The organism is Collinsella sp. CLA-SR-H006 (assembly GCF_040097075.1).
Classification (GTDB): domain Bacteria; phylum Actinomycetota; class Coriobacteriia; order Coriobacteriales; family Coriobacteriaceae; genus Collinsella.
Genome location: NZ_JBBNPD010000005.1, coordinates 1 through 14,063 on the forward strand (window position 1 = coordinate 1; position 14,063 = coordinate 14,063).

Sequence of the window (14,063 nt, forward strand, 5' to 3'; positions counted from 1 at the left end):
AGGCCCCGCCGACCGATTGCAAGCGGTCGGCGGGGCCATTGTGGCTCTTGACAGCGGATTGGGTCATATGAGCGAAATCCCATGGACTCCACGGCTGTGATCAATATGGTGTGCGGTCCTGCAGGTGAACCGATGGTACGCGCGCTCGAAGAGTGCCACCAGGACACGAATCTCTATCGCAACGCGCTCGATCGCCTGTCCCAGGCGGCGGAACTCATGCCCGCCGAGCGCGCCGAGGCCGTGCTGGTGCTGTTTGTCGCTGTCGGTTGTTCGGCGGATGTGCGGTCCTCGGTGAACTATGCCATCGACTACGCGCACGCGACCTGTGGCGGAGGAACATCCACGCCGCGTTCGCTTGGCATGTCGATGACCGCGGGCGAACGCGAACCCGCCCCGGCGCACCCCTTGGGCTTGCTGCGCGTGCAAAACAGTTTTGTCGTGAGCGCCCCGCGCTGGATTCAGCCGAGCGAGCAGGGTGTTGAGATTGGCGCACTGGCCACTGGTGAGGGCGATATTACCGACGTCGGCGACGATGTCTCGGCCCGCCATGCCCATATCTGGTGCGATGCTCAAAATATCTGGCACGTTGAGGACTTGTCGTCCACCAACGGAACCGTGGTGGTAAACGGGGCCACGCGCGTCTGCATTCAGGTCGAGCCCGGCCGTTCCGCCCAACTCAATCCCGGCGACGAGCTCAAGCTCGGCGAATCCACTACCTACGCCATTCTCTTCGGTGCCCTCTAGCCAGTCCTGCCAAATGGTCCCTCCGTCCCCAAGGGATCATTTTGCTCCCGGCAGTCACCCGAGGTAAACCTTTACCGCCCGCCTATATTTGCCGAAATTACACTTGACGGCGGGGTACAATAAACCCGCATGCGGATTTCCGTTGCGGGCGCTTCCCATCGCCGGGGCGTGCCCGGGAGCATCCGGCATGCGGCCTTTGCGGCGCTCGGTCATGTGCAAGACGGGCGGTCGGGTCTGTGGGGCGCATCAGCTGGCCCTCGCCTCGGCATGTCTTCTCTCCACGCCACGTACCTGCTGCTGAGCCTGCCTGCCAGATGATTGGAAGCAACAGCGTAAATCCCATCACGCCAACATCCCGGCGATCGCCGGGGCCTGTATACCTATATGAGAGGAGAGGGGTATATGGCGCGTAAGTTTAAGTCTATGGACGGCAACGAGGCGGCCGCATATGTTTCGTATGCGTACACCGAGGTAGCGGGAATCTATCCCATTACGCCGTCCAGCCCGATGGCCGACCATGTCGACCAGTGGGCGGCCCAGGGTCGCAAGAACATCTTCGGCACCCCGGTCAAGGTCGTCGAGATGGAGTCCGAGGCAGGTGCAGCCGGTACCGTTCACGGTTCGCTGGGCGCCGGTGCTCTGACCACCACCTACACGGCTTCTCAGGGTCTGCTCCTGATGATCCCGAACATGTACAAGATCGCAGGCGAGCAGCTCCCGGGCGTTTTCCACGTCTCCGCGCGTTGCGTCGCTTCCCACGCCCTGAACATTTTTGGCGATCACTCCGACGTCATGGCCTGTCGTCAGACCGGCTTCGCCATGCTCGCCGAGGGCAACGTCCAGGAGGTCATGGACCTCTCGCCGGTGGCTCACCTTGCCGCCATCGAGGGTAAGACCCCGTTCCTTAACTTCTTCGACGGCTTCCGCACCAGCCACGAGATCCAGAAGGTCGCCATGTGGGACTACAAGGATCTGGCCGAGATGTGCGACATGGACGCCGTCCAGGCTTTCCGCGACCACGCGCTCAACCCTGAGCACCCGCACACCCGCGGCAGCCACGAGAACGGCGATATCTTCTTCCAGAACCGTGAGGCCTGCAACAAGGTCTACGACGAGCTTCCCGCCGTCGTCGAGGGCTACATGAAGAAGATCAACGAGAAGCTCGGCACCGATTACGGCCTGTTCAACTACTACGGCGCTCCCGATGCCGATCGCGTCGTCGTGTGCATGGGCTCCTTCTGCGACGTGCTCGAGGAAGTCATCGACTACCTCAACGCTCACGGCGAGAAGGTCGGCCTGGTCAAGGTTCGTCTGTTCCGTCCGTTCTCCATCAAGCACTTCGTCGACGTTCTCCCCGAGACCGTCCAGAAGATCGCCGTCATGGACCGCACCAAGGAGCCGGGTTCCATCGGCGAGCCGCTCTACCAGGACGTCGTCTCCGCTCTCTACGAGGCCGGCAAGACGGGCATCAAGGTCGTCGGCGGCCGTTACGGCCTGGGCAGCAAGGACACGCCTCCCGCGTCCGCGTTCGCTGTCTTCGAGGAGCTCAAGAAGGACGAGCCCAAGCGCGAGTTCACCATCGGCATTGTCGATGACGTGACCAACCTGAGCCTGCCCGAGGCCGAGGATGCGCCCAACACCGCAGCCCCCGGCACCATCGAGTGCAAGTTCTGGGGTCTGGGTGGCGACGGTACCGTCGGCGCCAACAAGAACTCGATTAAGATCATCGGCGACCACACCGACAAGTACGTCCAGGCCTACTTCCAGTACGACTCCAAGAAGACTGGCGGCGTCACCGTCTCGCACCTGCGCTTTGGTGATTCCCCGATCCGCTCGCCGTACTACGTGACCAAGGCCGACTTTGTCGCCTGCCATAACCCCAGCTACATCGTTAAGGGCTTCAAGATGGTCCGCGACGTCAAGCCGGGCGGCACCTTCCTGGTCAACTGCCAGTGGAGCGACGAGGAGTTCGCCGGGCACATGCCCGCCGTGGCCAAGCGCTACATCGCGAACAACAACGTCAACGTCTACCTGATCGACGCTATCGACCTGGCTGCCAAGGTCGGCATGGGCAAGCGCACCAACACGGTGCTCCAGTCCGCCTTCTTCGCGCTGGCCAAGGTCCTGCCCGCCGAGGACGCCCTGCAGTACATGAAGGACGCGGCTACCAAGTCCTACATGAAGAAGGGCCAGGCCATCGTCGACGCCAACCACAAGGCCATCGATGCCGGCGCTACCGCCTTCCGTAAGTTCGAGGTTCCGGCCGACTGGGCTACCGCCGAGGATGCCGCCCCCGTCGAGCTCTCCGAGGAGACCAAGTCCGCTATCGCCCAGCAGGTCAAGAACCTGCTCGAGCCCATCGATCGCATGGACGGCGACAGCCTGCCTGTTTCCGCCTTCGTCGATTGCGCTGACGGCCAGTTTGAGCTGGGCGCCTCCGCATACGAGAAGCGCGGCGTCGCCGTGGTCGTTCCCCACTGGGACGAGACCAAGTGCATCCAGTGCAACCAGTGCGCCTATGTGTGCCCGCATGCCACCATCCGTCCGTTCGCGATGACCGAGGACGAGGCTGCCGCCGCGCCCGAGGCTACCCGCATGCTCGACGCCATGGGCCCCAAGGCCAAGGGCATGAAGTTCACCATGGCTGTGTCCCCGCTCGACTGCATGGGCTGCACCAACTGCGTCAAGGTCTGCCCCAAGGGCGCCCTCGAGATGGTTCCCACCGAGCAGGAGATGGACCAGCAGCCCGTTTGGGACTACATGGTCGAGAACGTCTCCGAGAAGAAGGAGCTCATCGCGGCCAACGTCAAGGGCAGCCAGTTTAAGCAGCCCTACCTGGAGTTCTCCGGCTCCTGCGCCGGCTGCGCCGAGACCGCCTATGCACGTCTGGTGACCCAGGTCGCCGGCGACCGCATGTTCATCTCCAACGCCACCGGCTGCTCCTCCATTTGGGGCAACCCCGCTGCCACCGCTCCTTACTGCAAGGACAAGGACGGTCACGGCCCGGCGTGGAACAACTCCCTGTTCGAGGACAATGCCGAGCACGGTCTGGGCATGGCCGTCGGTTACGAGGCCGTCCAGAAGAAGCTGATCGCCGCTACCCAGGACATCATCGCTGCCGATGGTCCGTCCGATGAGCTCAAGGCTGCCGGCCAGGCTTGGATCGACTCCGTCAACGACACCGAGGCTTCCAAGACCGCTGCCGCTGCCTACGTTGCCGAGCTCGAGAAGTGCGGCTGCGACGCTTCCAAGGCGATCCTCGCCGACAAGGCTTACCTCACCAAGAAGTCCTTCTGGATCTTCGGCGGCGACGGTTGGGCCTACGACATCGGCTTCGGTGGCCTGGATCACGTCCTGGCTTCCGGCCACAACGTCAACGTCTTTGTCTTCGACACCGAGGTTTACTCCAACACCGGTGGTCAGGCCTCCAAGGCCTCGAACCTGGGCCAGGTCGCTCAGTTCGCCGCTGCCGGTAAGGTGACCAAGAAGAAGTCCCTGGCCGAGATTGCCATGAGCTACGGCTACGTCTACGTGGCGCAGGTCGCCATGGGCGCCAACCCGGCTCAGACCCTCAAGGCCATCCACGAGGCCGAGGCCTACGACGGTCCGTCCCTCATCATCGGCTACAGCCCCTGCGAGATGCACTCCATCAAGAAGGGTGGCATGCAGAACTGCCAGGCCGAGATGAAGAAGGCTGTCGAGTGCGGTTACTGGAACCTCTTCCGCTTCAACCCCGAGGCTGCTGCCGGCAAGAAGTTCTCGCTCGATTCCAAGGAGCCCGCGGGCGGTTATCAGGAGTTCCTGATGAACGAGGCCCGTTACGCTTCGCTGACGCGTTCCTTCCCCGAGCGCGCCGAGGAGCTCTTCAAGGAGAACGAGCAGGCCGCCATGGACCGCTATCAGCACCTGCTGAAGCTCAAGACGGTGTACAACGAGGCCTAGGTCTCCCACCGCAGGATCTGAGGGCTGACCTTCGCGGACGTCCTCGGACATGAAAGAACCCCCGCTGCGCACTACGTGCGGCGGGGGTTCTTTCGTCCTGCGGAGTGTCCGCGAAGGTTAGCCCTCAGATCCTGCTACGACTACGTCCTCGGATTGTGTGGGCGGATGAAGGACGTAGTTGGCCGGGTATTCCGTCCCCTTCGCTGTTTCGCGGCTTTGCCGCGAAACCTCGCGCCACTTTGGGGATGGATGGGGGACTTGGCTGTTGCCGCCTTTTCGGAGTCCTTCTTTATTCCTTATGCTGGATGAAAAGCCCCTTGTTTTTGCAGGGGTGCATACTCGACTTATAAGTGCATAGAATCTCGTATAGCGCGAGTAAGATATTGCGCTGTCCGTTTTGTGTTTAGCAGAGATGTAGTTTGCATAATCCAACATAATCCTCGCTTCATTTAAATAAAGTCGCACGTAAATTACGTAGATATGTCTGAGCTGGAGTTCTGTACGCTGAGCGGACAAAAACGACCGTTCACCGTTCCGCTATTTTCAAAATGAATAAAATGAGCGATAAAGAGAATATAAACCTTAATAAACTCGCGTATCGCACGGACGCGGGTTATTAATGGGTTGTAGGCCTTTTACAGAAAGGATTCCAGCAATGTCTAAGCCTCTTGGCAAGCCCGATCGTATTGTCGTCGCCCTTGGCGGCAACGCCCTCGGCAACAACCCCGTCGAGCAGATTGAGGCCGTGAGCAACACCGCCCACGCTCTCCTCGGTCTCATCGAGCAGGGCAACGAGATCATCATTACCCACGGCAACGGCCCGCAGGTCGGCATGATCCAGAACGCCTTCGCCGCTGCCCACGACGCCATCGGCACCCCCGAGATGCCGCTGCCCGAGTGCGGCGCCATGTCCCAGGGCTACATTGGTTATCACCTGCAGCAGGGCATCGGCCGCGAGATGCACAAGCGCTATAAGCGTTGGCACGCCGCCACCGTCGTCACCCAGATCGAGTGCGATCCGGACGATCCCGCGTTCAAGAACCCGACCAAGCCGATCGGTCCCTTCTATACCGAGGAGCAGGCCAAGGAGTTCATGGCCGAGGATCCCTCCAAGGTCTTCGTCGAGGATTCCGGCCGCGGCTGGCGTCGCGTCGTCGCCTCCCCCGATCCCAAGAAGATCGTCGAGGCTGACTCCATCCTCAACCTGCTCGACAACGAGTTCATCGTCATCGCCTGCGGTGGCGGCGGCATCCCCGTCGTCCGCGACTACGAGAACAAGGGCTGCTACAAGGGCGTTCCCGCCGTCATCGACAAGGACCTGGGCGGCGAGCTGCTGGCCGAGGACTGCGACGCCGACGTCCTGTTCCTGCTGACCGCCGTTGAGCATGTCGCCATCAACTTTGGCAAGCCCAACCAGGAGGAGCTCGAGGACATCACTGCCGACGAGGCCGAGCGTCTGGCCGACGAGGGTCAGTTCGGCAAGGGTTCCATGGAGCCCAAGGTCCGCGCTGCCATCAAGTTCGCCCGTTCCCGCAAGGGCCGCACCTGCATCATCGGCGCCCTGGACAAGGCCGCCGAGACCATGGCCGGCCTCTCCGGTACCCGCATCCACGAGTAGTCTCTACTCTGTTGCCTCTCTCGTGGGCGCCAGACAAGACGCCCACAAACTAGCCTCTCTTCATGAGCCCCGCAGTCCGCTCCGACTGCGGGGCTTTTGCTATTCACCTAGTCATTGGGGACGTTCTTAAATGACTAGTCAAACAAGAGCGTCCCCAATGACCACTCATTTAAGTCTGTCCCCAATGACTAGTAGTAGGCCCACATGGCTTCGACTTCGTTGAGGACCTCTACGACGCCCCAGCGGCGGGCGCTGCGGCTGGCCGAGTTGGGGTCGTAGACGCCAATCTGGTTGGCATCGTCGATGCCGTAGAGCACGATGTAGTGGCCTACGTTGGTAAACGTACCGGGGCGCACTGCGGCGATGACGGGCGCACCCGAGCGAAGTGCTTGGGCAATCGATTCACGATCGTTATAGAGCTGTGTTCCGTTAAGCCCCAGCTGCCACGCACCGCCTGTCATAAACGACCACTCGGTGGCACCGGTGGGGGCGTAGTTGCCGGCTTCGGCCAGTGCGCATATATCGACCGGCGTCTTATCGGTATGGCCGGTCTTAAAGATATAGACCATGGTGAGGCAGGTAGGACCGCAAGCGTTTTCGCGAATAGTGCCACCGGCATAGGGCAGCTCCGACCATGCGGGGTCAATTTGGTAGATGTGGGGCATGGTGCCGGCTTGCCATTGCGAGCGTGGGGTCGAGAACGCAAAGGAGTAACCGGGCGCGACGGGAGCTTTAAGCAGCTTGTCTTCGGCTGTGGGCTCAAGACCGGCTGATCCGTGGGAGATACAGGATCCCAAAAACACAAAGACGAGGCAGGCGGCGATGGAGCAAAGCGTAAGGCGTAGGCGGCGGGCCGGAAGCGCGTGACTTGTGGCGTGCGACGCAGGGTGAGGGGCGGAATTGCCGCGATCGCGTTGAGGTCGCGAAAAGGAGCGCTTGACGTAGTAGTCGGTCTTACGGCGATCGTAGCGGCGTGGCTGCGATGTGTCGGTCTGGCGTTGGCGTGTGCTCGTACTCACGCGGTCTGACTGCTGCACGGTACGGCTTTGTTGCCGCGAAGAAGCCCCGGGCTGCTCTTGGGGGCGCTGCGGGCTGTCGTTGTCGGAGGTGCTTCTGGGCGTTGGCGTGGTGCGGCCGGCAAGGCGCACGCTTTGTGGCCGTTGGTCGCCGTCATTGTATCCGTATGCCATTCGAATCACCTTGCCTCATGTGTAACTTGTCTATCCTACATAAAAAGATGCACGACACATGGGTATGTGCGCCAAAAGCCTGACAAATGGTATGAACGTTGCCGCGCCGCGCGCCAAGCGTCACGGCAACAGGTATTCAAAAGCAGACAAGATGAAAGCGTCCAAGACGAATGACGTCTCCCGCCGTTCGTCCCAAAAACGGTGCCGCTCGTTTTGCAATTCTGCCTTCGGTCGAGCTGCGAGCGGCGCTGCTGCGCCAAGGCCGTATCTTAAAGCCATGGAATAAAAGCGCGCGGCAAAACGGACCGCGCAAGGGGTGACGCCAAGGGCGTCAAACAGGAAAGGAGGGGAACAATGGCGGACAAGAACGCAGAAGTTGCAGTCGAGGATAACGGCGGCATGAAGAAAACGCTTTCGCTCTGGAACTTCTTCACCATCGGCTTCGGTGCCATCATCGGTACCGGTTGGGTTCTGCAGGTCGGCGACTGGATGGTCGTGGGCGGCGGTCCCGTTCCCGCTATGATCGCATTCCTCTTGGGTGCAATCTTCCTCGTGCCCGTCGGAGCTGTTTTCGGTGAGCTCACGGCTGCTATCCCCATCTCGGGCGGCATCGTCGAGTATGTCGATCGTAGCTTTGGCCGTACGCTGAGCTACATCACCGGATGGCTTTTGGCCCTGGGCAACGGCATCCTGTGCCCGTGGGAGGCCATCGCCATTTCGACCCTCGTGTCCGAAATGTTCGGCAGCCTGCCCGGCCTTGAGTGGCTGCGCGCCGTCAAGCTCTACACCATCCTGGGGGCCGACGTTTACCTGTTCCCGACGCTGATCGCGCTCGGCTTTGCAGTCTACGTCATCTTCCTCAATTTCCGCGGTGCCAGCTCGGCTGCCAAGCTCCAGGCCTTCCTGACCAAGGCCCTGCTCTGCGGCATGCTGCTCGCCATGGGCGTCTCGCTGTTCACCGGCTCGCCGGACAATGCCATGCCCGTGTTCTCCCAGGTCACCGGCGCTGGCGGCGGCAAGGCCGCTACCGAGAGCACCAGCCTGTTTGCCGGCATCGTGTCGGTCCTGGTTCTGACCCCGTTCTTCTACGCCGGCTTCGACACCATTCCTCAGCAGGCTGAGGAAGCAGCCGAGGGCCTCAACTGGAACAAGTTCGGCAAGATCATCTCCCTGGCTCTGCTGGCCGCCGGCGGCTTCTACATGGTCTGCATCTACTCGTTCGGCACCATCCTCGACTGGCATGAGTTCGTTAAGAGCCCGGTTCCCGCGCTCGCCTGCCTCAAGGGCATCAACATGCTCCTGTACCTGGCCATGCTCGTCATCGCCACGCTTGGACCCATGGGCCCGATGAACTCCTTCTACGGCGCCACGAGCCGCATCATGCTCGCCATGGGCCGCAAGGGCCAGCTGCCCGAGCAGTTCGCCGAGGTCGACCCCAAGTCCGGCGCCCCCAAGCTCGCCTGCGTCGTCCTGGGTGTCATCACCGTCGTCGGTCCGTTCCTGGGCAAGAACATGCTCATCCCTCTGACCAACGTGTCGGCTCTCGCCTTCATCTTCTCCTGCGGCATGGTCGCCCTCGCTTGCCTGCGCATGCGCTTCACCGAGCCCGACCTGCCTCGTCCCTACGAGGTGCCCGGCGGCAAGTTTGGCATCGGCCTCGCTATCGCTGCCTGCGCTATCATCATCGGCCTGCTCGTGATTCCGTTCTCTCCCGCCTCTCTCAACATGGTGGAGTGGAGCATCGTGATCGGCTGGCTGGCCGTCGGCCTGGCTCTCATGGCCTTCACCAATTCCCGCAAAAAGTAACGCCGAGCCGGGGCGGATCAGGTGCGCGGGACCCTCTCTTCCGCGCACCGAACCCGGCGCCACTTGGGTAGCTTTGTGAGGCCTTAACCCAACACGGCCTCGCCCACTATATGGATCCATAAGGAGGAACCATGTCCACTAAGTATGCAATCGTTGGCGGCAAGCTCATCGACGGTACCGGTGCCGAGCCGGTCGAGAACTCCCTCGTTCTCGTCGACGACAACGGCAAGATCGAGTACGCCGGCGCCATGCAGGACCTTCCCGAGGGCGTTGAGGTCATCGACGCCGCCGGCAAGACCGTCCTTCCCGGCCTGATCGACACCCACCTGCACTTCTCGGGCAACTTGACCGATGATGACACCGACTGGGTCATGCAGCCGCTCCTCGAGAAGCAGGCCGTCGCCGTCAAGCAGGCCTACGACTGCCTCACCCACGGCCTCACCACCGTCTGCGAGATCGGCCGCTTTGGTATCCAGATTCGCGACTGCATCGACAAGGGCGTCTTCAAGGGCCCGCGCGTTCTGGCCACCGGCCTTGGCTTCTGCCGCGTTGCCGGCCACGGCGACTCGCACCACTGCAGCCAGGAGCTCAACAAGGAATCGCACCCCTGGGGCGATCAGGTCGACGGTCCTTGGGATCTGCGCAAGGCCGTCCGTCGTCGCCTGCGCGAGAACCCCGATGCCATCAAGATTTGGGCTACCGGTGGCGGCATCTGGCGCTGGGATTCCGGTCGCGACCAGCACTACTGCTCCGAGGAGATTCAGGCCGTGGTCGAAGAGGCCAAGATGGTCGGCATCCCCGTGTGGAGCCACTGCTACAACAACCACGCCGCTGCCTACGACTCCGTCCGCTTTGGCTGCGAGCAGCTGATTCACGGCTTCGATATCGATGAGCGCACCATGGACCTCATGGCCGAGCAGGGCACCTTCTTCACCCCGACGATTGCCTTCCTGCCAACCTGGTACGCCACCTATCCGCCCGTCTACGTCCCCGAGCTGCACGACAAGTACGAGGGCACCCTGGTCGAGAAGGAGCTGCAGCGCAATTACGACTGCCTGCGCGAGGCCAAGAAGCGCGGCGTCATCATGACGATCGGCTCCGACTCCTTCTCCTTCGTCACCCCGTACGGCACCTGCTCCATCGAGGAGATGTACGAGTTCGTCGACAAGATCGGCTTCACCCCGGTCGAGACCATCACCTGTGCCACTCTCAACGGTGCCAAGATGTGCCACATCGAGGACGAGACCGGTTCCATCGAGGCCGGCAAGTGCGCCGACCTGCTGGTTGTCAACGGTGACGTCGCCGCCGACATCCACGTGCTCAACACCGACAACATGGACGTCATCATGAAGGACGGCTGGATTGTCGAGGCCGGCACCTTCGGCGAGGCAAACAAGTACAGCGCCTAAGCTACCGTTCATCGATGGCTTGATGTAAAACACAGTATTTGATTGCATAATGCAATGGAGAGGGTCGCTTGCGGCCCTCTTTATTGCTATGGGGTGCGTCAATAAGAAGGAGATGACGGTGGATCTCAATAGGCTGATTCTGGGCAAGAGCTACAACTCTACCAAGGTCTTTCGTACCGCTCAGCATGTGGTTCAAGCCATCTTGCTCGGTATTGTCGTTCCGCTGCTTATCCTGCTGCTCATCTGGGATCTAACCGATAATCCCAATCCCGTTCCGGCCGTTGTCGTCATTGCCGGCTTGGTCATGCTGTGCTTCTTCTTCTCGTACGTCTTTGTCGTTCCCGACGACCTCACATCGAGCGCAACCGACCGCACGCTCGCCATCGCTTCAAAAATATTCGCCTACACGTCGCGCGGCCTTACGCCCGAAGCTGCCCTGGGCGCCTCTAAGATCATCCTGTCCGAAACTATCGCCTCTGCCATCTGCTTTACCGACGGCAAGCAGGTGTTGGCAAGCTGGGGCGAGGACTCGGCAAAATGCCCCGCGGGCACCCCGGTGGTGCTGCGGACTACGCTCAACGTGATCAACAGCGGTGAGCAAAGCGTGTTCTCGCGCGATGCCTCGACCGAGACAGGTGGCTACTTTCCGCGCCTGCGCGCCGGTATTGTCGCACCGCTTACCGTGCGCGGGCATTGCGTGGGCACGCTCGAGCTGTATTATCCCCGTCTGAGCAGCATCGATATGCGCCAGACGGCGCTTGCCTCGGGCTTTGCCGACCTCATTTCCACGCAGCTTGCGAGCTTTGAGCTTGAGCGCCAGGACGAGCTTACGGCCCGCGTGGAGCTGCGCGCCTTGCAATCGCAGGTCGATCCTCATTTTCTGTTTAACACCATCAGCACCATCGTGTCACTCGTACGTACCGAGCCGGACAAGGCCAGGTCGCTGCTGATCGACTTCTCCAACTACTATCGTCAGACGCTTTCTGATTCCGATACGCTCACCACGCTCGAGCACGAGGTGGAACAGGGCACTCGCTATATCAATCTTATGCAGGCTCGTTATGGCGACGGCCGTCTGCGCGTCTCGGTCGATATCGACTTTGAGGTGCGCGATTGCATGGTGCCGCCGTTTATCTTGCAGCCGTTGCTCGAAAACTGCATCAAGCACGCGCAGCGCGAGACCGAGCCGCTTTCTATTCGTGTTAGGGCTTTCGAGACCGATGACGGTTTGGAGATCATCGTCGAGGACGATGGCATCGGTATGAGCGAAGAGGTCTGCGCGCATCTGTTTGAGCAGCATCGCTTGGAGGAGCCCGAGAGCATTACCGCCGACGGCTCCATCAAACGAGGCTGCGGCTTGGCGCTCTTCAACGTGCTTCAGCGCATCCATTTCTTTTACGGAGAAGATTCTGGCATGCGCGTGAAGTCCCAGGAGGGCGTTGGCACGCAGGTCATCGTCGAGCTGAACGGCGAGCCGCATGAGCCGGCGCCGTTGACGGCGTAGCACTCGAGTGTATTGAGGAGAGAGAGGAAGCGCACATGTCCGAGGGTTGGAACATCCTGGTAGTTGATGACGAGCCTCCCATTAGGGCTGAGTTACGCTATCTGTTGGAAAAGGATACGCGTGTGGGCCAGATTGCCGAGGCGGGCAATGTCACCGAAGCCGTGGAGTCGATTCTGTCGAACAAGCCCGACGTGTTGTTTTTAGACATTACCATGCCCGGTCGCTCGGGAATTGAGCTTGCCGAGACGCTGCAGAACCTAAAGACGCCGCCGGTGGTTGTGTTTGTGACGGCGTTTGCCGAATTTGCCGCCGATGCGTATAACCTCGATGCGGTCGACTATGTCGTCAAGCCGGTCGAGGACGCACGCCTGTCAAAGGCACTCGACAAGATCGAGGCAGCCTTGGGTGCCCGTCGTGTTATCCATGCTCCGCGCCAGCCTTTGCGTTTGACGGTGGACCGCGGGGGCAAAAAGGTGTTCATTCCCGCCGCAGACGTCTGCTACTTTGAGGCGCGCGCCGATTTTTGCAACGCCATCTGCGCCGAGGGAACGTACCTGATCAATGAGTCGATCTCTTCGCTCGAGCGTCGCTTGGACTCCGAGGGCTTTATTCGCGTTCATCGCAGCTACCTGGTCAATTTGGAAGACGTGCACAATGTTGAGATTGGCTCCACGGGGTTGATGGAGCTCAGGCTCGACCGCGTGAACTCGACGGTACCGGTGTCCCGTCGTCGTGCCGCCGAGGTCAAGTCGCACCTGGGGCTTGCGTAGACGGTCTGCATGCCGTCGTTTACCATCGCAGGTTTGGCATGGGTGCGCGGTGGGCATAATGGGTGGCATCGAATGAAATCGAAAGGATCATTATGCCCGCGCTTATCACCCATCATCTGTTTGGCGAGGAAAGCATCGACCGTCTTCCGCAGGGCGTCATCACGTCCGATGAAGAGCGCATTGCCTTTATCTTGGGCAACCAAGGCCCCGACCCGTTTTTCTTTCACATTCTGACACCGCGTGTTTCCGACTGCACGCTGCTAGCGCAGGTCATGCATCGGTCGCGCATGTCTCGCCAGTTCGCGTGCCTGCGCGACGGCGTGTCGCATCTGCTGCCGCGCGACGCCAGCTTGGGTCGCGCTTTTGCGCTGGGCCTGCTGTCTCATTACGTGCTCGACCGCAACGCCCACCCCTTTGTCTATGAGCAGCAGTTTGGCATCGTGGAATCCGACTCAGAGCTTGAGGATTCGAGCAATCAGGTTCATGCCGTGATCGAGAGCGACCTGGATGTACTGATGCTGCAGCTTAAACGCGATGGCGCTACGGTCGACGATTACCCGCCGGCGGGCGAGATCGTTACCACCGACCGTATCAATCGCGCTGCCGGCGTGCTGATGAGCTATGTTGCCGGACGCGTGTACGGCATTGACATTCCGGCGGGGGAGTACGGTGCCGCCGTTGCCAATATGCAGCGACTTTACCGCGCGATTGAGCCGGCCGACTCCGCAAAGACGCGCGCGATCTCGCTGGTTGAGGGCTTGGTGCACGACTACTCGCTGCTCGACGGCCTTGCCCATCGCGTGACGACGGAGCTGCCCGAGCGCACCGGTAACCTGGGCCATCTGACATGGAAGAATCCCTTTACCGACGAGGTCTCGAACGAGAGTTTCCCCGAGGTCTTTGATCGCGCGCTGGTCGATTACGAGTGCACGGTCGCACGTTTTATCGAGACCGGTGACATGGATGCCGTGACCAGTCACGTCAACTACAGCGGTCGCGTGCTCGAAGCCGATGAGGAGTTTGACCGCGAGGAATAGGGCTCGTGCGTGCCCCTTTGCCGAATCCTTACCGGCGGTTCTG

At 61.0% G+C, this 14,063-nt stretch carries 9 protein-coding genes; 8 read left to right on the forward strand and 1 reads right to left on the reverse strand.

What is annotated here, in order from left to right; genetic code table 11:
* The first annotated feature begins 81 nt into the window (after positions 1 to 81).
* From AAA069_RS04065 to arcC, 3 genes are all read left to right on the forward strand, one after another.
* The gene (locus AAA069_RS04065; RefSeq protein WP_349127639.1) at positions 82 to 744 is read left to right on the forward strand and encodes an FHA domain-containing protein; all 663 of its coding nucleotides are present in this window, start codon (positions 82 to 84) and stop codon (positions 742 to 744) included.
* Positions 745 to 1,146: 402 nt separating this feature from the next.
* Entirely contained in the window at positions 1,147 to 4,686 is a 3,540-nt protein-coding gene (gene nifJ, locus AAA069_RS04070) for a pyruvate:ferredoxin (flavodoxin) oxidoreductase (RefSeq protein ID WP_349127640.1), read from the forward strand.
* 655 nt (positions 4,687 to 5,341) lie between these two features.
* Positions 5,342 to 6,304, forward strand: a complete 963-nt coding sequence (gene arcC, locus AAA069_RS04075) for a carbamate kinase (protein ID WP_055310076.1) — start codon at positions 5,342 to 5,344, stop codon at positions 6,302 to 6,304.
* A 188-nt stretch (positions 6,305 to 6,492) separates the two neighbouring features.
* Here the strand turns inward: arcC and AAA069_RS04080 are convergent, their stop codons facing one another.
* Positions 6,493 to 7,494: a C39 family peptidase gene (locus AAA069_RS04080; protein ID WP_349127641.1), complete on the reverse strand. Its 1,002-nt coding sequence runs from the start codon at positions 7,492 to 7,494 to the stop codon at positions 6,493 to 6,495.
* Between the two features lie 354 nt (positions 7,495 to 7,848).
* Between AAA069_RS04080 and AAA069_RS04085 the strand changes: the two genes are divergently transcribed.
* The 5 genes from AAA069_RS04085 to AAA069_RS04105 all read left to right on the forward strand — a co-directional run bounded on the left by AAA069_RS04085 (position 7,849) and on the right by AAA069_RS04105 (position 14,020).
* Positions 7,849 to 9,300: an APC family permease gene (locus AAA069_RS04085; RefSeq protein ID WP_117746461.1), complete on the forward strand. Its 1,452-nt coding sequence runs from the start codon at positions 7,849 to 7,851 to the stop codon at positions 9,298 to 9,300.
* A 131-nt stretch (positions 9,301 to 9,431) separates the two neighbouring features.
* Complete coding sequence (locus AAA069_RS04090) at positions 9,432 to 10,709, forward strand: amidohydrolase family protein (RefSeq protein ID WP_349127642.1); 1,278 nt, start codon at positions 9,432 to 9,434, stop codon at positions 10,707 to 10,709.
* Between the two features lie 112 nt (positions 10,710 to 10,821).
* Positions 10,822 to 12,213 (forward strand): histidine kinase, encoded by a 1,392-nt coding sequence (locus tag AAA069_RS04095; protein WP_349127643.1) that lies wholly within the window; start codon positions 10,822 to 10,824, stop codon positions 12,211 to 12,213.
* 35 nt (positions 12,214 to 12,248) lie between these two features.
* Positions 12,249 to 12,983 carry a response regulator gene (locus AAA069_RS04100; RefSeq protein WP_055285284.1) on the forward strand — a complete coding sequence of 245 codons (735 nt, stop codon included), beginning with the start codon at positions 12,249 to 12,251 and terminating at the stop codon, positions 12,981 to 12,983.
* A gap of 92 nt (positions 12,984 to 13,075) precedes the next feature.
* Positions 13,076 to 14,020, forward strand: a complete 945-nt coding sequence (locus AAA069_RS04105) for a zinc dependent phospholipase C family protein (protein ID WP_349127644.1) — start codon at positions 13,076 to 13,078, stop codon at positions 14,018 to 14,020.
* The last annotated feature ends 43 nt before the right edge of the window (positions 14,021 to 14,063 follow it).

Excerpts from the sequence above, each read along its gene's own strand:
- AAA069_RS04065 (WP_349127639.1), top strand. The coding sequence starts at position 82 with ATGGACTCCACGGCTGTGATCAATATGGTGTGCGGTCCTGCAGGTGAA.
- nifJ (WP_349127640.1), top strand. The coding sequence starts at position 1,147 with ATGGCGCGTAAGTTTAAGTCTATGGACGGCAACGAGGCGGCCGCATAT.
- arcC (WP_055310076.1), top strand. The coding sequence starts at position 5,342 with ATGTCTAAGCCTCTTGGCAAGCCCGATCGTATTGTCGTCGCCCTTGGC.
- AAA069_RS04080 (WP_349127641.1), bottom strand. The coding sequence starts at position 7,494 with ATGGCATACGGATACAATGACGGCGACCAACGGCCACAAAGCGTGCGC.
- AAA069_RS04085 (WP_117746461.1), top strand. The coding sequence starts at position 7,849 with ATGGCGGACAAGAACGCAGAAGTTGCAGTCGAGGATAACGGCGGCATG.
- AAA069_RS04090 (WP_349127642.1), top strand. The coding sequence starts at position 9,432 with ATGTCCACTAAGTATGCAATCGTTGGCGGCAAGCTCATCGACGGTACC.
- AAA069_RS04095 (WP_349127643.1), top strand. The coding sequence starts at position 10,822 with ATGACGGTGGATCTCAATAGGCTGATTCTGGGCAAGAGCTACAACTCT.
- AAA069_RS04100 (WP_055285284.1), top strand. The coding sequence starts at position 12,249 with ATGTCCGAGGGTTGGAACATCCTGGTAGTTGATGACGAGCCTCCCATT.
- AAA069_RS04105 (WP_349127644.1), top strand. The coding sequence starts at position 13,076 with ATGCCCGCGCTTATCACCCATCATCTGTTTGGCGAGGAAAGCATCGAC.